This window comes from Acaryochloris sp. IP29b_bin.148 (genome assembly GCF_028285565.1).
Classification (GTDB): domain Bacteria; phylum Cyanobacteriota; class Cyanobacteriia; order Thermosynechococcales; family Thermosynechococcaceae; genus Acaryochloris.
In genome coordinates this window covers 20,589-38,622 of the sequence record NZ_JANQOY010000040.1, presented here as the reverse complement: position 1 = coordinate 38,622, position 18,034 = coordinate 20,589, and the positions used below count along the sequence as shown (strand labels likewise).

Below are 18,034 nucleotides of genomic sequence, written 5' to 3'. Positions count from 1 at the left end.
TCTTCAATAGAGAGATGATAGTCTTCTGCTATGTCCGAGATTGACAGGTCTGCAAACCCCATAATCATTAACGTACTGATTTTATTAAGGTTGACCCATCTAATATCATGCCATTGAGGTGTCCCTTTCCCAAATCCAGATTCCATAAATTAGGTCAAATCTGAGATGGCAGGGGATCAAGGTTGGGCAATGTGCTCCCTATTCAGCGGCAGCGGCGACCGGAACGGCTGAGGGTGAAACATCTGAAGCCATAGGCATCTGAGCATGGATGCGGATCAGCCGAGCTAAGGTCTCTTTTAACTCGGGTCTAGGAACAATCGCATCCACAAATCCATGACTGAGCAAATATTCTGAGGTCTGGAAGTCGTCGGGGAGTTTTTCTCGCAGGGTCTGTTCGACCACTCGTCGGCCCGCGAAACCAATGGTGGCTTTGGGTTCTGCCAAAATCATATCCCCTAGCATGGCAAAGCTGGCGGTCACGCCACCTGTGGTGGGATGGGTTAAGACCGGAATATAGAGGAGACGGCTGGCTCGATGCTGGTCCAGCGCCGCCGAAGTTTTAGCCATTTGCATCAGGCTGAGCATGCCTTCTTGCATGCGAGCCCCCCCAGAAGCACAGACAATCACTAAGGGCAGGTGATTTTGAGTGGCATGCTCAATTAATCGGGTCAGTTTTTCACCCACCACCGATCCCATGCTGCCACCCATAAACCGGAAGTCCATAACACCCAGTGCCAGGGATAAGCCATCCAGTTCACCGACCCCGGTTTGGACGGCGTCTTGCAGACCCGTTTTGCTTTGGTATTCCTGAATGCGATCGCAATAGGCTTTGCGATCGCGAAATTGCAACGGATCACAAGCCACAAGGTTGTTATCCATTGAGACCCAAGTCTCAGGATCAATCAGTTGACCAATCCGCTCATCACTTGTAATGCGCATGTGGTGCCCACATTCCAAGCAAACCATTTGATTCGCTCGCAAATCTTTGGTGTAGGTCAACACCCCACACGCTTCGCACTTAGACCATAATCCATCCGAGATTTCCCGCTCAGGCTGTGCCTTGGTCACAGGATGAGATTTTCGCCGATTTGCAAACCAATCAAATAAAGACATGGAAACGCTTACTTCCTCATAAATACATACTAAACATCAGCAAAAATGCACGCAGTCCTTCGACTGAACCGTCTTTTGGCATCTTTACCCCTTCAACACACCATCCTTAATTCTCTACACATATGTCAGTGGGCTGAGTTTTGTCTGTTGCGGCTGATTCTAAAGATAAACCCAGCAGTCACTCTACTTTGGTTTCCTAGAGTTGTCTGCAATCTTTTCTGGAAATTGTTAATTAATCATAAACTTTGTCGCTGACACTTGGCATCCCCTTCTGTTTGTTGTTTGTAAAGATTTTCAGAATCCCGCAAAATTTGTGACGTATATTACGACGAACCTGGGCATCCTAAGCCTATACGGAGCGCACCTTTTATCCAAATCACAATCGGCTTAGCACATAGCTTCAACGTCTGCTTGAGCTTCATTTTACATAACTTTTAGGGATCCCATTTAGGGTCATTGTTTCCCCTAAAGTTGTGGAGCATGGCGACAGTGAAGACTTTGTAATAGGGCTCCACTGTAGCTGAATCCTAGCTGGATTAAACGCCTAACCACCCAAACATCGAATTGTCATGCTTTCTAAATCTCATCGAAATCGGTTTCCTCTTTGGCAATACCTCAATCAGCCTCTGTTCCACTCTGAAATCTCACTGGTGCTGAATCCCAGTCGCTTTTGGCAGCTGTATCGGATTGAGTATTTGAATCGGTGTTGGATTCGGCAATGTTTACCGAATCACGATCCTCAGCGTTAACACAATTGACAAAGATGGATCCGTCAAAAGCAGCAGTGATAAAATAAAAAGCAATTCACCAATATTCCGACCGATTTACCGGGCATTCGTAACTACACCGTTGTGCTGCCCGGTGTCGTCTTTAGCAGAACAAAGCACCAAATCCCAGCATTTTTCTGTAGAAGCGTCATCCAGTCTGTAAGTTCGTCATTGCTAGCAACTGCCTACTATCCCATGGTCAATGCCCCTCCTAAACAACCGACTCCGCCTAAACTTTCCAAGCTGGAAGGGATTAAAGAGCGCAGCCATCACTTACGTCATCCGTTAATTGCAGAACTGCAGACGGACGCTAGAAATATTCCTGAAGAAGCCATTCAAATTCTCAAGTTTCATGGCTCTTATCAGCAAGATAATCGGGACAATCGGGCGAAAGGACAGGAGAAAGATTATCAATTTATGCTGCGGACCCGCAGCCCCGGTGGATTTATTCCAGCCCAGCTCTATCAAACACTGGATGAACTCAGCGAAACCTACGGCAATCACACCCTGCGAGCCACCACTCGTCAGGGATTTCAGATTCATGGCATTGTCAAGCAAAATCTGAAAACGGTGATGGCCGCCATTATTCACAGCATGGGGTCTACTCTAGGTGCCTGTGGGGACTTAAATCGCAACGTGATGGCCCCGCCAGCCCCCTATGTCAACCGGCCAGCCTATGTCTATGCCCAAGAGTATGCTAATCGGATTGCCGATTTACTCACCCCCCAAACGGGCGCGTACTACGAGATTTGGTTAGATGGGGAAAAATTCTTATCCGCAGAAGAGCACCCTGAGGTCAAAGCGGCTCGCCAGCGCAATACCAACGGCACCAATCTAGACGACGATGAAGAGCCTATCTACGGGCAGCATTACATGCCCCGGAAGTTCAAGATTGCCGTCACCGTCCCTGGAGATAACTCCATTGATCTCTACACCCAAGATGTGGGTCTAGTGGTTATCCTGGATGACCAAGATAAACTGCAAGGATTTAACGTCTTTGTGGGCGGAGGGATGGGCCGTACCCACAAAAAAGAAGAGACCTTTGCCCGGATTGCTGATCCCTTAGGCTATGTCACCAAAGAGGATGTCTATGACTTAGTCAAAGCCATTGTTGCCACTCAACGAGATTATGGTGACCGCCAGCAGCGTCGCCATGCCCGGATGAAATACCTGGTCAATGATTGGGGCATTGATAAGTTTCGCAGTGTCGTTGAACAGTATTTTGGTAAGTCTATTGCCCCCAGTCGTCCTTTGCCTGAGTTTAAGTATGAAGATTACCTAGGCTGGCATGAACAGGGGGATGGTCAGCTGTTCTTGGGCATTTCTATTGAGAATGGTCGGGTCTTTGATAATGGCAAGCTGCAGCTGAAGTCTGCCCTACGCCAAATTACGAAGCAGTACTATCTGCCCATGCGGCTGACGGCCAATCATAATCTGATTCTTTACAATATTCAGCCCGGTGATCAAACAGCTATTCAAGACATTTTAAAGAATGCAGGTGTACTAGCAGAGACGGAGATTGATCCACTGGTTCGCTATGCCATGGCCTGTCCAGCTTTACCGACTTGCGGATTAGCGATCGCAGAATCGGAACGCGCCATCCCCAGCATTCTTGATCGGATCCGGGCACTCCTCAATAAGCTGGACTTGAGCGATCAGCATTTTGTGGTTCGGATGACCGGCTGTCCCAATGGCTGCGCCCGTCCCTATATGGCTGAGCTAGGCTTTGTCGGCATTAAGCCGACGGCTTATCAGCTCTGGTTAGGAGGCTGCCCCAATCAGACGCGATTAGCCAGAACCTTTATGGAGGTCATGCCGATAGATGAGCTGGAGACGACCCTAGAGCCTCTCCTGGTTTTCTTTAAGCAAAAGGGCAAACCCGCTGAAAGCTTTGGTGATTTTTGCGATCGCATCGGCTTTGACGCCCTGCGTCAGTATAGCGACACCTATGATCCCACCACCCAAACAGGTAAGATCAGCTCGTCGCGCGTGCGGCATCGGGTCAATCTGCGTGCAGAGGTCTATGACCGACTTAAGCAAACGGCGAGTACACAAGGCAAAACCCTAACAGAGCTGGCCTCAGATGCCATTGATCTGTATTTGCAAAACTTGTCTCAGTGATCCAACGGCTTGGCTGGCAGGATGGTAACAACGCGTGAAGCTGATCGTGATTGGCGGGGGTGCGGCTGGGTTTTGGGGTGCCATTGCCTGTGCGGAAGCGTATCCGCAGATCAATATTACGCTTCTAGAAGCGAGTCCCCAGGTGCTCACCAAAGTTCGTATTTCTGGCGGTGGGCGCTGTAATGTCACCCATGCCTGCTTTGAGCCGATGCTCTTGGTGGGACATTATCCACGAGGCGCTAAAGCGCTGCGGGGCGCTTTTACTCGGTTTCAGCCCCAAGATACGGTGCAATGGTTCCAGGCCCACGGTGTCCGCCTAAAAACCGAAGCGGACGGTCGGATGTTCCCAACCACCAATACCTCAGAAACGATTATTGATTGCCTGCTCCGCACCGCTCAACAGCTCGGGATTCACCTCCGCACGACTGCGCCCGTGACCCACCTGGCTCGATCGGATAGCGGTCGTTTCGAGGTGCGCTTAAAATCGGGAGAGAAACTGGCCTGCGATCGCATCCTGTTAGCGACAGGCAGCCATCCCTTGGGCTATCGCCTAGCCCGTCAGCTCGGGCATCCGCCGATCGCCCCCGTGCCCTCCTTATTTACCTTTAAAATCAACGATCCACGCTTACAAGGCTTGGCAGGGATTACGGTCGATCCCGTGCAACTGAGGCTATCGACAGCAGACGAGGCGTTTGATCAAACTGGACCACTGTTGGTTACCCATTGGGGACTCAGTGGGCCTGCCGTACTCAAACTATCGGCCTGGGGCGCCCGAGCCTTACATCACAGTCGGTATCGGGGAGAGTTAGCTATCCATTGGTTGCCTCAGCTCAGCTATGAAGAGCTGCGCCAACAGCTGTTGCAGGCTAAAGCCCAAAAGGCCAAACGTGCGATCGCCAAGCATTGTCCCGTTCAGCTGCCCCAACGGCTGTGGCAAACTTTACTGACAGCTGCCGCTATCCCTCCAAGCCAACGCTGGGCCGATCTCTCCAAGCAAAATCTTCGTAACCTCCAACAAGAGCTGACGCAAGGACGGTTCCAAGTCAAGGGGAAAGGCGTCTTCAAAGATGAGTTTGTCACCTGCGGTGGTGTTGATCTCAAACAGATTCACTTTAAAACCATGGAGAGTCGTTTCTGTCCAGGCCTCCACTTTGCGGGAGAAGTGATTGATGTGGATGGGATTACAGGCGGCTTTAACTTTCAAAATGCTTGGACCACCGCCTGGTTAGCAGCCCAAGCGATTGGGCAGTCGCTGGCATAAGTACCCTTCGCCCCTATTCTCTGGGCACCCATCGCAGGAAAAACCACCTAGAACGCCCCTTTGTGTGGTTTCATACATCAATGGAGGCTACGTCAAACACCTTGTGTAGATTCGGTCGCCCCTGGCGATCGGTCGGGACTCATATCATATAGAAAGGAGCGTGTCATTTTGGGTGTTGAACTGCGTAGCTATGTCTATCTCGATAGCCTCCAGTCGCAGCATGCTGCCTACATGGGCACCGTCGCCGTTGGGTTTTTACCCTTACCCGGTGATACATCCCTCTGGATTGAGATTTCGCCCGGCATTGAGATTAATCGAATTATGGATGTGGCCCTAAAATCTGCTGTGGTTCGCCCCGCCGTGCAAATGGTAGAACGGCTGTATGGCGTACTAGAAGTGCATGCCAGCAGTCAAGCGGAAACGCAAACTGCCGGGCGAGCCATGTTAGATGCCTTAGGGGTTCAGCTCCGCGATCGGTTACGGCCCCAAGTCGTTTCCAGCCAAATCATCCGCAATATTGACCCCCATCATGCTCAATTGATTAATCGCAACAGTCGGGGCAATATGCTGCTGGCCGGTCAGGCACTCTACGTGATGGAGGTTACCCCAGCTGCCTATGCCTCCTTAGCCGCGAATGAAGCCGAAAAAGCGGCTTTGATTAATATTTTGCAAATTACCTCAGTGGGAAGCTTTGGTCGTTTGTACTTAGGCGGCGCTGAACGAGATATCAAAACGGCTGCTGCCGCCGTCATCGGTGCCATGGAAACCGTTCCTGGCCGCGATCATCCTGGTCGTCATAACAAGGAATAGCTAGACAGGAGCAACCATGACCAGAGCTGGCGAACATTTAGCCCTTTTATATCAAGGTGTGGAGGCATGGGAGCAGTGGCGGCAACGGCATAGCCATATTCATCCCAATCTGGCTGGGTGTAACCTCGGGCAAATGGATTTGCAAGGCTTTGATTTAAGGGATACCGATCTCACCGCTGCCAATCTGCAAGGTGCGAATCTGCAAGGCGTCAATTTAAGCAATAGCCGCTTATGTGGGGCTAATTTAATCAATGCTCAGCTGACGGGGATTGAAGGGGTGGCCATTAACCTCCACCATGCCCAATTAGTGGGCGCTGATCTCAGAGATGCCAACTTAATCGGGGGGGATTTGGCAGAAGCCGTGCTGTTAGAAGCCGAACTCAGTCGCAGCAACCTGATTGGCTGCGGGCTCAAAAATGCTGATATTCGCCGAGCCGAGCTGGAAGCCGCCCAGCTCAATCGAGCCGATTTGAGTTATGCCGAACTGGAATCCGCGAACCTGATTCAAGCGACGTTGTGTCAAGCCAATTTAACCCACGCGACGCTGATGGGGGCCTATCTCTACGGTGCAGATTTGAGTCGAGCAAATTTACGATCGGCCCGCTGTGCCCAAGCCTATATGGTGCGGGCGAATCTAGAGGACATCAATGCCGAGGGTATTGATTTAGCCTGGAGCAATCTCAGCAAAGTCAATTTTAAAGGGGCCAATTTACGGGGTGCCAGCCTTCGGGGCACCCGACTCCATCGCGCCCAGTTTCACCGCACTTGCTTAGACGGTGCCGATTGGGAATTAGCTGATTTACAGCAAGCGCGAGGGTTCCCAGATTTTCACTGTTAACCGGATTGGTGACGCAAGAGTTGCAGCAGTTGCTCGGCCTCAGCGTCGCGAAAATGTCCTCTTGATTTGCAAGGAATGGATAGCAAAATGCGATCGAAGCCATGCACGGAATCACACGGAACGGACAAGGTCACTTCTGCGGGATGAGGGCAGGTGTCCAAGACAAAAGGGCCACTATGATAGGTCTGGTGTCCAGCATCTTTGGTGGCGACGGCATGGAAACAGTAGTGATTTAAGATGTATTCCGCATCCGCAAAACTGAGCCAAGGACAAGCAATGTGGTGATGGCGGTTAAACGATGGTGCGGGAGCATGAGAGGGGGGCTTCGCTGAACCGGCGTCTTCCTGCGGATGCGCTCCGGCAACAGACAACTCTGTTTGCTGAGCTTTTAGGTAGGTATAAGCTTGATTCACCTGTTTGAGCTTTTCCTCGGCTTTCTTATAAAGCCGAGGATTATGCATAAACCGATCTGGATGCCAGACCATCACCAGATCCTGATAGGCTTCTCGAATTTCATCAAAGGAAGCAGTGGACTTGAGTGATAGGGTTTGCAGATGTGCCTCGCAAGCATGCATAGCAGACTCACTTTCACCGGAAAGTTTACCCCTATCTTAAGGATGCTCAAACTGGAAAAGCAATGGGCTGCCCGTTACGTTCTGATACGGAAATCAAAGAAGTCGTAAGGAATATTGCGCAACCTGATCTGCGGTCTAACTCGCCGATGGCGACTGATGCGTAAAGGCAGTCGCCTGCCAGGTCGCTAAGGTCTCTACCAGTGGCCGAGCAGGACTAAAATAATGACCCTGGGCAAAATCAATGTTGAACTCATTGAGGAGATTAAGAATGGCCCGATTCTCCACGTATTCCGCAATGGTCTGTAAGCCCATGATTTTAGACAAATGGTGAATCGCTGCGACGACCCCTTTAGACATCTCATCTTGCGCCACATCTTTGATGAAGGAACCATCAATTTTGACAAAATCAGCCGGAATGTTCTTGAGATGAGTAAAGGAAGACAGGCCACTGCCAAAATCATCTAAAGCCACTTTACATCCCATATCCTTTAAGGCTTGGGTCAGTTGTGCCGCAGCTTCTATATTATGGAACGCGACGCTTTCCGAGACTTCAAAGCAAAATTGTTCAGGCTTGAGATTATAGCGAGCCAGTTGTGTCGCAATAAATGAGGCGATTTCCATATTTTTGAAGGTGGCCCCGGATAAATTGATAAAGAAAATAGCTTCCTTCAGCATTAAGGCATTGATTTCTCCCAAATTCGCAAATAAATGCTTGATCACCCAGCGATCAAGCCGAGGCATAAAGTTATACTGCTCGGCAACAGGGAAAAACATACCTGGGGAACAGACTATCCCCGGCTGATCGCATAGGCGCAACAGAATTTCAAAGTAGGGTTCTGAAGTGGATGCATGCAGTGCCTGAATCGGTTGTGCATACAGCTCAAATTGGTCATACTTTAAAGCGTTTTGCAGCCGCTCTAACCACAGCAAGGTTTGGCGAGACCGGAGATTGACGGCGCAGTCCGCATGATGGATGTGGATGCGATCACGACCAGTGGCTTTGGCCGCATATACGGCTCGATTCGCTGCGTCAATTAATACAGAGGGGGGCAGATCATCATTAGGAATTTGGCAGGCAACCCCCAAACTAAGGGTCACACGGCTACTAATGGAAGAGGTGGCATGGGGTAAGTTGAGATGATGGACCGCCCGCCAAATCTCTTTTGCCACATGGGTAGCTCCCGCTAAATCGGTATTGGGCAGTACAATGACAAACTCTTCGCCACCATAGCGGGCCACACAGTCTGCAGGGCGTTTAACCACCTTGGCAATGGCTTGAGCCACGGATTCCAAACAAAGATCGCCAGCTTGGTAACCGTAAGTATCGTTATAAGCCTTGAAGTGGTCTACATCGCACATAATTAAAGCCAAAGGCTGTTCTTCTCTCAGTAGACGGTTCCACTCGTTCAGAAACACCTCATCAAACCGTCGCCGATTAGAAATCTGCGTTAACTCATCCACCACTGCCAATTGTTGAAGTTCCTGATTAGCGATCGCTAATTGCTGGGATAATGTCTTTAGAGCGAGGTTTTTATATTCCAGCTCTAGCCGCTGGTTTTGGCGTTCCATAGCATACTGAATCGCCCGTGACAGCATCGTACTGTTTAATCGTCCTTTGACTAAAAAGTCTTGTGCCCCTTCCTGCATTGCTTCTAAAGCAAGTCGTTCATCACTATTACCACTCAGAATAACTAGGGGAATGCTGGGAAACGCATCATGAACTTTGCGGAATGTCTCTAGTCCATGAGTATCGGATAACGATAAGTCCAACAAAATCAGATCAATCTTGGTTTCTTCTTTTAAGGTATCTAGACCTGAATTTAGGGTTGGGCAATGATTGAGCAGGATAGAGTGCTGTTTTTCTTTCCCCAATAGCCTTGTCACTATTTCTACATCTTGAAAATCATCCTCGATCATCAAAATTTCTGTATTCTGTGCTGGAATAATCTGTGTGTCCAATGCTTGCATAAACTTGTGAATCCCCCATATGAGTTTGTCTGCTAAGCCTCTTCAAACGCTAGCTGATTAATGGCTAAGCTTATTTTCCGTTTTGATGCCGTCGGTCAACCCCGTCCTTCAGTCTTCTTTTCTGTGAGCATTACTAGGCAAAAAATCCGCAGAAATGCGGAGGTTGACTATGAATACCGTATCTTTCTTATACCTATTTGATTCTTGCGATCGCGTCAGTAAACATACGGAACTATTTAGCTTCTGAAAATTAATATATGCAAAAAGGGTAGCTCCAGATTTTCTCTCGAGAATTGGAAATAGTTCTGAGTAATTGAGTTCAATATCACTTAAAAGTATGAATTTAAGGCCTGAGATCGCATCCGGCAAGTGACAAAAGTGCGGTACAGAATGCCCATCATGAAATAGACATGACATCTATAGAGCATCAATCCTGGCCAACGACTGACGCGTTTTTTTCTCTATTGATGTTTATATGGAATGAGAGTCTATCCACCCACCAACGATGCCGCTCCGTCTTCTCGTTATTGACGATCATGATATGACCCTCAGAGGGACCCAAAGTGCTCTCGAACAGCAATATCCCGATGCAGAGATTCTAGTCTTCAAAAATGCGGAACAAGCCTATGGGGCTGTTCAACAGCATCTCCCTGATTTGGTGGTGCTCGATCTCTCCATTCCTCAAAAACTGGGTGATCCCTCTCGATCAGACACAGGGCTACAGTTATTGAGAACGCTGATGGAGGAGTATCCCACCCTCAATATTGTGGTGTTAAGCAGCTTTACTGAAAAGTTGGTTCGCCTTAAGCCGACGATTGTGGCCCATGAAGGCGGATTTACGATCGTGGACAAAAGTGTCCCGATGGCGCAACTGTTGCTGAAAATGGATTGGGCGTTACAAGGTCTGATGTGTACCCCCAAAGAAATGCGGGCCGGCATCGAAATCAAGCCAGAATGGTTGGCGGTCCTTCAGCTGGCGTTTCAAGAGGGTCTACAGGATCAGGCGATTGCCCAACGTCTGAATATCTCGTTGCGGACGGTTCGGAACTACTGGACCAAGGTTCAAGATGCCTTAGGCGTCTATCCAGAGGCGGACAAAAGTATGCGCATTCAAACTGAAATTCAGGCCCGATCTATGGGCTTGATTGATTAGCATCATGTCCAGCCAGCGTTCCCCTCACCCACTTCCAGGAGGATGGAGAGTAGGCGTGCTGCCCGGTGTGCTTGTTATTCTTTTGGTGATCGGTGTCCGTGCTCTGGGGGGGCTACAGCGATGGGAATGGATGGCGCTGGATCAGGGCTTGCGCCTTCGTCCCGCTGAAGCCGTGGATGAGCGGATTGTGATTGTGGGGATTACCGACGCTGACATTCAACGGCTGCAGGCCTATCCCGTTCCCGATCAAGCACTGGCCAGACTCCTGTGGCAAATCCAGGACTACCAACCACAGGTGATTGGTCTGGATCTATTACGAGATTTTCCGATTCCACCAGGAGAGCCAGATCTAGAGACTGCCATTACTGATCTCTCCCACTTGGTGGGCATTGAGAAGGTATTGTCCAGTGCAGACAGTATTCCCATCCCCGCTTTAGCGGTTTGGCCACAGGACCAGATTGGTTTTGCCGATATCCTGCCGGATGCAGATGGCGGACTACGCCGGATGCTGCTCGGAACGGCTGCCGCTGACGGGGAGTATCGGTTTTCCTTTGCCCTTCGGGTCGCAGAACTTTACTTAAAAGAACACCATCGATCGCTCGAAAATGGCATCCAAGATCCGGTAGCCATGCGGTTTGGCCAGACTGAACTCACTCGATTCCAGTCCCACACAGGGGGGTACGTGAGGGCTGATGACGGGGGTAACCAAATGCTGCTGAATTATCGCCAAAGTCTCCATCCTTTTCGGATTCTCTCGTTGGCAGATTTAAATACAGGTCGCATTCAACCGGAGACGCTGCGAAACCGGATTGTACTGGTAGGCATGACCGCTCTCAGTCAGAAAGATATGGTCAACACCACAGCAGTACCCCCCTCTTTCACAGGCATCCCCGGACAGATCTATGGCGTTGAAGCCCAAGCCCATGCCATTAGCCAAATTATTAATGCGGAGCTAGAGGGACGACCACTGTTAACAGGGTGGTCCGACTTCCTAGAGTATCTCTGGATTATAGGGTGGGGCGTGCTGGGAATCCTTTTCAAGTACTGGAGTCGAACCCCGATCCTTCATCTGTTAAGCATGGCAGTGGGCAGTGCGGGGCTGGTGGGTTTGGCCTATCTCAGTTTATTAGGTGGGGTTTGGATTCCGTTAGTGCCCCCTTTGCTGGTCTTTGGCATCAATGGAGTGGTGCTATATAGCTTTTGGCTGTATGACCAGGGGTTGCGATCGCAACTCCAAAATCGGCAGCAGGTCATCGATACAACCTTTGATACCATCCATAACGGTCCGTTGCAAACCTTAGCAGGAGTATTGCGAGGGGTGCGAGATCGCAACACGTCTACCTCAGAACTAGAGCCTCAACTGCAGCACCTTAACCAAGAACTGCGAGGAATCTACAATCTGATCCGCCAAGAAACCTTGAAACCTGAACCGATCTTAGGGTTGAGCAGTGATCTGCAGTTGGAGTTGACTGCCCCCCTCCACGAATTGTTATGCACCGTTTATAGCGAAACCCTCGCCCGAGACTTACCGGGTTTTGCAGATATCCAGTTCAAAATCGTGAAATTTGAACCGATGGATGAACGCGCCCTTAGCCTTGAGCTCAAACGCAGACTCTGTCGATTTTTAGAAGAAGTGCTCTGCAACATTGGCAAGCATGCTCACGGGGTTACCCAAGTGTCTGTTACCTGTATGCAAGATCAGGGCTACAACAGAATTGAAGTGGCTGATAATGGCACAACAAGCGATTTAGGTTCAACTGCCAAGATGGGCTGGGGCACGCAACAAGCCCAGCAGTTAGCTCGACAGCTCGGTGGAACCTGGCAACAACATGGCAATACCCCCACTGGACAGCGTTACAAGTTGCAGTGGTCAGTGAAGAAAAAGCCCTTTTGGCGTTTTTTCTCTGTTCGTCGTTTCCATTAATAACCTGGGCGCACAGATGCATTGTTGTGCAACCCCATGTGCCTAACTCCACCTCCAATACTGCCTTCATCTACGATGCCCGCACTTGGTCCCTACCGATATTGTGAGCGTGTCAAGCAAGCAGTCCGAAGCTCTGAACAGTGATGGAGCTTCGGCAATCAACGGGACTCACACCCTCGTTGAATAACGGTTGCTGACGATTGTTTATTCTTGATAAGCGAGGGCAAGATGGAAGGTTTTAAATATTCTGTGGATGATAGCAGTAGTGAAACATCCCTCTTAGGCAATTCAACCCTAGGACCTCGAGATGTATTGTGGCTCAATCAGTTCAATGCAGCACCCGAAGCTGATACGATTACTGGCATTTCCTTAGCTTGGGGGTCTCCTAATCAGCCTGCATTTACGATTGATGGAGATCCCATTGTTGTGGCTCTCTATGAAGATCCAAATGATGACGGTAATCCAGATGATGCGGTATTACTAACCACCGCTGAGGCTCAAGTCGTTAACCCGAATACCGATCAATTTGCAACGATATCGATTGATCCAACCGTTGTTAGCGATTCCTTTTTTGTTGGGGCCTTACTCCCCAATCAACCCAGTACACTAGGGAATGGTGGTCCTGCGGCGGTCGACACTACTTCACCCCAGGAGAATCGATCGTTTGTTGCCACAGCAGGTAATGGTGCCTTCAATTTAAATAATCTCGCCGCGAATTCTGAACTACAGCCTTTAACAGGTGGGAACTGGTTACTCAGAGCAGAAGCTGAGGCCGATCCTAGCGTATTTGAAATTACGGTGGATACCACTCTAGATGAACTAGATGGAGACATCACCAATATCTTTAGTCTTCAGGCAAATCCTGGAGGGACAGGCATTAGTTTGCGGGAAGCCCTTATCGCAGCTCAAACTAATGCCGCCACTATCAACCTGGAAGGGGGCGAGATCTATGACCTCAGCATCGACGGAGAAGGGGAAGATACGGATCTAGAGTCTCTGCTCAATATTGGCACTGGCCAGAACATCACAATCCGTTCAGAAGGGAATGAAAAGGCTGAGATTAATGGCAATGGCTTAGATAGAGTTTTTACAGTCTCTAACAATGCCGAACTCAATTTACAGAATATTACGGTAACGGGTGGCCAAACCACCTTTGGCGGCGGCGGAATTGCCAATTTAGGCACCCTATCACTGACTGATAGTCTGATTACAGACAATTCAGCCAATCGTGGTGGCGGACTGTTCAATACAGCCAGTGGCAAAGCGACATTAACCAATAGTGTTATTTCTTTGAATAATGCTGTTACCGATGGCGGGGGGATCTTTAACAATTCAGAAATAAGTTTAATCGACGCTGAAACACTCGGAGAAATCACGTTAGATCAAAGCACTGTTTCAGAGAATATTGCAGGTGGTAGTGGCGGTGGAATTGCCAGTTTTATTGGTCGCACAATCCTCACAGATAGCACCGTTGCAGAGAATACTGCAGCAGTAGATGGGGGTGGAATTATTGCCCAAGGTGCCGATTCCACCTTTGACTCTGCCAGAGAGTTCATCCTGACAGATAGTCAAATCACTAATAATCGTTCTGGCCAAGACGGCGGTGGACTATATGTCACCAGTAATGTCAGCCCTGACGATAGGGTAACCCTTACCAATACGTCTATCTCTACTAACACTGCTGAACGCGACGGTGGAGGGATTTATAACGCTAGCGATACCGTGATTGTTGACAATGGTGTAGTTCGAGGAAATGAAGCTATTAATAGTGGAGGCGGCATCTTTGCCTCAGGTATTGGTGCACAAACTGTTTTGTCCTCTAGCCTTGTCTCTGAGAATACTGCCGCAGTCGATGGGGGTGGAATATTCAGCAATGCTAGTTCAGATGTTTTTGTACTAGAGAGTACGGTTGATAACAATGAGGCCACTAGAAATGGCGGCGGTATTAATAATGATGGGTTAACCACAAATATCGTCAATAGCACCGTCAGCAATAATCAATCTGGTGTTAATGGGGGAGGAGTGTTCACGGAGAGTGGTGCAGCCACAAATCTACCCAACAGCACAGTAAGTGGAAACACAGCTAATAACGATGGCGGGGGGATTTTTAATCAGCCTACAAGGGGATCAGTTGATCCATTTGGGAATGTTGTAGTTGGCGTACCGGGGGGAACCACTAATTTATTCAATACGACCGTTACCCAAAATACTGCCGACGTTGATGATAATGGGACAGGGAATGGCGGCGGCATCGCTAATCGAAGGTTCCGTGATGGGAACGTGATCTTTCTTCCCAGCAATGTTGATAGCCAAAATAGTATTATTGCGGGCAATAGAGATAGCCAGGACAATGATGGTCCTGGCGACATTCAGGCAGATATTGCTGGCTCCGTTGATGGCAATAATAATCTAGTCAGCAGTCTTGAGGGGGCTGAAGGTTCGATCACTGAAGGCAATAATATTCTGAGTCCGAATCCGCGGCTCGGTCAGCTACAGGACAATGGAGGAGCGACCTTAACTCATGCCCTCCTTAACAATAGTCCTGCAATCGATGCCGGGGATAATGCCCTCATTCCTGCAGATATTAATGACCAAAATGGTAATGGCGATACCACTGAACAGACACCTTTCGATCAGCGAGGGTCTGATTTTGCTCGAATCGTTAGAGACACAGTTGATATTGGTGCTTTTGAAGCAAGTCTAACGCCACCCCCGGTAGAGGAGCCGCAACCCACAGATCCTTCCACTCCACCTGTAGAAGAGCCACAACCTACGGATCCGACGGCACCACCCGTAGAGGAACCACAGCCTACAGATCCGACGGTACCACCCGCAGAGGAGCCGCAACCCACAGATCCTTCCACTCCACCCGTAGAGGAGCCACAGCCTACAGATCCGACAGCGCCACCTGTAGAGGAACCGCAACCTACAGACCCGACAATGCCACCCGCAGAGGAACCGCAACCCACGGATCCTTCAACACCACCTGTAGATGGACCACAACCCACGGATCCTTCAACACCACCTGTAGATGGACCGCAACCCACGGATCCGACCACTCCACCTGTAGATGGACCGCAACCTACAGATCCAACGACACCACCCCCTGTAGATGAACCGCAACCCACAGATCCTACGGCACCACCTATAGATGGACCACAACCTACAGATCCTTCAACGCCACCCTCTCCAGGAAATCCAGCTCCCATACCCGCGACTTTATCAGTCACGCCTACAGCAGGTACCGAGTCAGAGGGGACTGAATTCACCATAACGGTGACAGCAGAGAGTGCCGTTACCGGCGATCAAACGATTGACTTAACCCTGACGGGTGGCACGGACAGTGCTGATTTTACAGGAGTGTTCCCTTCTCAAATTACGATTCCTGACGGTCAAACCATCGGGACCACCACCGTCATGGTGAATGATGATATGGAGGTTGAGGCAGATATCGAAACGGCAACGTTTGAGATCTCCAATCCCAGTGACGGGTTGATACTAGGAGACAATAATCGTGTCGATGTAACGATTGAAGACAACGATGAGGGAGCGGTGTCTGAGCCTGATGCTCCAGTCGTTTTTAACGTTGAGATTAATATAGGTACTCTGATTAATCTACTAGTATTCAATACCACCTCCGCCGGATCCGGCTCCAATATCATTAGCAATCTAGTGGATAGTGTGCTGGCTTTAGGTCAAGCGGCTGCTGTCGAGAACTTAATGGGTTCTGACCTAATGGTCACTCTCTCAAATGGCATAGAGCTGGAAGAAGAAAGTGGGGGCAGCCTCCAGTCTGAAGATCCGGTCGAGACATCAGTGGCAACGAATGGTGATGATAGCCTGATTGGCACTCGCAATCGCGATCGCATCGATGGGCTAGAGGGCAATGACCAAATCCGCGGCTTAGGTGAGAGTGACATCCTAGTCGGTGGCCCAGGTAATGACACCTTAACGGGTAGCGCAGGTAATGACACCTTAACAGGGGGCATTGGCCTAGATGTCTTTGCGCTAGCGCCAGAGGCCGGAACCGATGTGTTCACTGACTTTGAGATCGGTGTTGATGTCATTGGCCTATCGGACGGGTTGTGTTTTAGCGGCTTGAGCTTTAGCGGGAATGAAATTAGTTTTGAAGATCAGATTCTCGCCATGCTCACAGGCGTTGACACGACCACACTGACTGCAGATAGTTTTACTGCTCTATAGGCAGAAAACACTCAGACCTATTGGGAAGCTAGACAAACGGCCTCAGCATTCTAGCCTCCCTGGAGAAAAGCATTTAGCACTTTCCAAATCAATAAAGAGGTTGTGTGATGTCTTGTTTACCACATAATTCTAAGGGCTGCGATCGCACCTATCAGGTCGCCATTATGACCCTACTGCTCTCTGGAGTATATCTGGGTTGCTCTATACCTGAGTCTGATCGCTATCCAACGCCTGTCCCCATCTATTCTCCTCCACCCTTACCAGAGCTACCCTCACCCAGTCCAACTCCCACTAGCCCTCCCCGATCGCTTGAGAATGGCACCGTGATTGACTCCCTAATTTATGAGGGTAAGGGTCATATGACGGTTGAAAATGATACCGCCCGTGATGCCGTCGTCAAACTACGCGATGACCAGACTCAAACAACGATTGCTTCTATCTATGTAAAAGCTCACCATCAAGCCGAGCTACCCAAGGTTCCTGATGGCGTCTTTCATCTGTTATTTACCTCAGGTCTAGATTGGGATTCAGAATTGCAAAAGTTTACTCAACCAGATCGTTACAGAAAGTTTGTTAATCCCGCACGGTTCATGACTAAAGTCAATGAACAAAATGGCTATCAGTATGAACAGCCTTCTCATTGGACTATTTATCTCCAGCCATCTCCGGCTGGAAAAGATCCTGTTGATTCAATATCAGAAAAGGAGTTTAGAAATGAACAGTAAACCTATCAATCGACTAGCACTTTCCACACTGATCGCAGTCCTTGCTTTGATGCTCCCATCTTTTAAGGCGTTGGCATTCACCCCGCGAGTGTCATCACCTGCATCTAATCTACATAAACGGCAGGCCCAACACCCACCCCAATTACTCTCTCTCACTAATCCTTTGTATGTCTGCTGGGATTTAACCTATAACGAACAAGGCATTGTACGAGAAAGTCGATTACGAATGGCTGGATATGAAGGAGTGATGGCGACCAGGTATTACAGTTTAAAGGACAAAGGAACTGCTTTTGTGGGACAAACAATGAAGTTACATAGCTCGCCCAGAGGATTGATCATTTTCGGGTTTAATCCCATCGATTTAATCACGAAGCGTCCTCACCCAACTTATAGTCCCGATAACTTCGCTTTACAAGTCGATCCAGAGCGCGGACCCCTGGCATTCAATATTAACGATGCCGGTCGCCTTTCCCCAGTAGATGTGAAGCCGTGCCGACGATAACAGGATATTCTCCCCATGCTTAACAAGATGCAGCGTTCTTTTCGATATGTTCGCAGTCTCGCTCAATATTTCAC

General features: G+C 49.3%; 13 protein-coding genes. 10 read left to right on the top strand and 3 right to left on the bottom strand.

What is annotated here, in order from left to right:
* Nucleotides 1-198: 198 nt before the first annotated feature.
* Complete coding sequence (gene accD, locus Q0986_RS04265; RefSeq protein WP_299404468.1) at nucleotides 199-1,113, bottom strand: acetyl-CoA carboxylase, carboxyltransferase subunit beta; 915 nt, start codon at nucleotides 1,111-1,113, stop codon at nucleotides 199-201.
* 569 nt (nucleotides 1,114-1,682) lie between these two features.
* On the opposite strand from accD, the gene Q0986_RS04260 reads away from it, so the two are divergent.
* From Q0986_RS04260 to Q0986_RS04240, 5 genes are all read left to right on the top strand, one after another.
* Nucleotides 1,683-1,862 carry a hypothetical protein gene (locus Q0986_RS04260; RefSeq protein WP_299404464.1) on the top strand — a complete coding sequence of 60 codons (180 nt, stop codon included), beginning with the start codon at nucleotides 1,683-1,685 and terminating at the stop codon, nucleotides 1,860-1,862.
* Between the two features lie 213 nt (nucleotides 1,863-2,075).
* Entirely contained in the window at nucleotides 2,076-4,001 is a 1,926-nt protein-coding gene (gene sir / locus Q0986_RS04255; protein WP_299404472.1) for a sulfite reductase, ferredoxin dependent, read from the top strand.
* A 34-nt stretch (nucleotides 4,002-4,035) separates the two neighbouring features.
* The gene (locus Q0986_RS04250; protein ID WP_299404460.1) at nucleotides 4,036-5,262 is read left to right on the top strand and encodes an NAD(P)/FAD-dependent oxidoreductase; all 1,227 of its coding nucleotides are present in this window, start codon (nucleotides 4,036-4,038) and stop codon (nucleotides 5,260-5,262) included.
* A gap of 168 nt (nucleotides 5,263-5,430) precedes the next feature.
* Nucleotides 5,431-6,072, top strand: coding sequence for a hypothetical protein (locus Q0986_RS04245; protein ID WP_299404457.1), 642 nt, complete (start codon nucleotides 5,431-5,433; stop codon nucleotides 6,070-6,072).
* Between the two features lie 16 nt (nucleotides 6,073-6,088).
* Nucleotides 6,089-6,910: a pentapeptide repeat-containing protein gene (locus Q0986_RS04240; RefSeq protein WP_299404452.1), complete on the top strand. Its 822-nt coding sequence runs from the start codon at nucleotides 6,089-6,091 to the stop codon at nucleotides 6,908-6,910.
* On the opposite strand, the gene Q0986_RS04235 is transcribed toward Q0986_RS04240, so the two are convergent.
* Both Q0986_RS04235 and Q0986_RS04230 read right to left on the bottom strand, forming a co-directional pair.
* Nucleotides 6,907-7,485 (bottom strand): J domain-containing protein, encoded by a 579-nt coding sequence (locus tag Q0986_RS04235; RefSeq protein ID WP_299404449.1) that lies wholly within the window; start codon nucleotides 7,483-7,485, stop codon nucleotides 6,907-6,909. The two genes, Q0986_RS04240 and Q0986_RS04235, sit on opposite strands and share 4 nt — an antisense overlap.
* Before the next feature lie 135 nt (nucleotides 7,486-7,620).
* The gene (locus Q0986_RS04230) at nucleotides 7,621-9,453 is read right to left on the bottom strand and encodes an EAL domain-containing protein (protein ID WP_299404446.1); all 1,833 of its coding nucleotides are present in this window, start codon (nucleotides 9,451-9,453) and stop codon (nucleotides 7,621-7,623) included.
* 505 nt (nucleotides 9,454-9,958) lie between these two features.
* On the opposite strand from Q0986_RS04230, the gene Q0986_RS04225 reads away from it, so the two are divergent.
* The 5 genes from Q0986_RS04225 (at nucleotide 9,959) to Q0986_RS04205 (ending at nucleotide 17,960) form a co-directional block, all read left to right on the top strand.
* On the top strand, nucleotides 9,959-10,606 hold the full coding sequence (locus tag Q0986_RS04225; RefSeq protein WP_299404442.1) for a response regulator transcription factor: 648 nt from the start codon (nucleotides 9,959-9,961) through the stop codon (nucleotides 10,604-10,606).
* A 4-nt stretch (nucleotides 10,607-10,610) separates the two neighbouring features.
* Nucleotides 10,611-12,530 carry a CHASE2 domain-containing protein gene (locus tag Q0986_RS04220; RefSeq protein WP_299404438.1) on the top strand — a complete coding sequence of 640 codons (1,920 nt, stop codon included), beginning with the start codon at nucleotides 10,611-10,613 and terminating at the stop codon, nucleotides 12,528-12,530.
* A 228-nt stretch (nucleotides 12,531-12,758) separates the two neighbouring features.
* On the top strand, nucleotides 12,759-16,733 hold the full coding sequence (locus tag Q0986_RS04215; protein ID WP_299404435.1) for a choice-of-anchor Q domain-containing protein: 3,975 nt from the start codon (nucleotides 12,759-12,761) through the stop codon (nucleotides 16,731-16,733).
* A 107-nt stretch (nucleotides 16,734-16,840) separates the two neighbouring features.
* Nucleotides 16,841-17,458, top strand: a complete 618-nt coding sequence (locus Q0986_RS04210; protein ID WP_299404431.1) for a hypothetical protein — start codon at nucleotides 16,841-16,843, stop codon at nucleotides 17,456-17,458.
* Nucleotides 17,448-17,960, top strand: coding sequence for a hypothetical protein (locus tag Q0986_RS04205; protein ID WP_299404427.1), 513 nt, complete (start codon nucleotides 17,448-17,450; stop codon nucleotides 17,958-17,960). The genes Q0986_RS04210 and Q0986_RS04205 overlap by 11 nt, the downstream gene beginning before the upstream one ends.
* Nucleotides 17,961-18,034: the final 74 nt, after the last annotated feature.

Bases quoted from the DNA above. Each gene is read 5' to 3' on its own strand.
- Q0986_RS04205 (WP_299404427.1), top strand. From the start codon at position 17,448: ATGAACAGTAAACCTATCAATCGACTAGCACTTTCCACACTGATCGCA.
- Q0986_RS04240 (WP_299404452.1), top strand. From the start codon at position 6,089: ATGACCAGAGCTGGCGAACATTTAGCCCTTTTATATCAAGGTGTGGAG.
- Q0986_RS04235 (WP_299404449.1), bottom strand. From the start codon at position 7,485: ATGCATGCTTGCGAGGCACATCTGCAAACCCTATCACTCAAGTCCACT.
- Q0986_RS04215 (WP_299404435.1), top strand. From the start codon at position 12,759: ATGGAAGGTTTTAAATATTCTGTGGATGATAGCAGTAGTGAAACATCC.
- Q0986_RS04210 (WP_299404431.1), top strand. From the start codon at position 16,841: ATGTCTTGTTTACCACATAATTCTAAGGGCTGCGATCGCACCTATCAG.
- Q0986_RS04230 (WP_299404446.1), bottom strand. From the start codon at position 9,453: ATGCAAGCATTGGACACACAGATTATTCCAGCACAGAATACAGAAATT.
- Q0986_RS04225 (WP_299404442.1), top strand. From the start codon at position 9,959: ATGCCGCTCCGTCTTCTCGTTATTGACGATCATGATATGACCCTCAGA.
- Q0986_RS04260 (WP_299404464.1), top strand. From the start codon at position 1,683: ATGCTTTCTAAATCTCATCGAAATCGGTTTCCTCTTTGGCAATACCTC.
- accD (WP_299404468.1), bottom strand. From the start codon at position 1,113: ATGTCTTTATTTGATTGGTTTGCAAATCGGCGAAAATCTCATCCTGTG.
- sir (WP_299404472.1), top strand. From the start codon at position 2,076: ATGGTCAATGCCCCTCCTAAACAACCGACTCCGCCTAAACTTTCCAAG.
- Q0986_RS04220 (WP_299404438.1), top strand. From the start codon at position 10,611: ATGTCCAGCCAGCGTTCCCCTCACCCACTTCCAGGAGGATGGAGAGTA.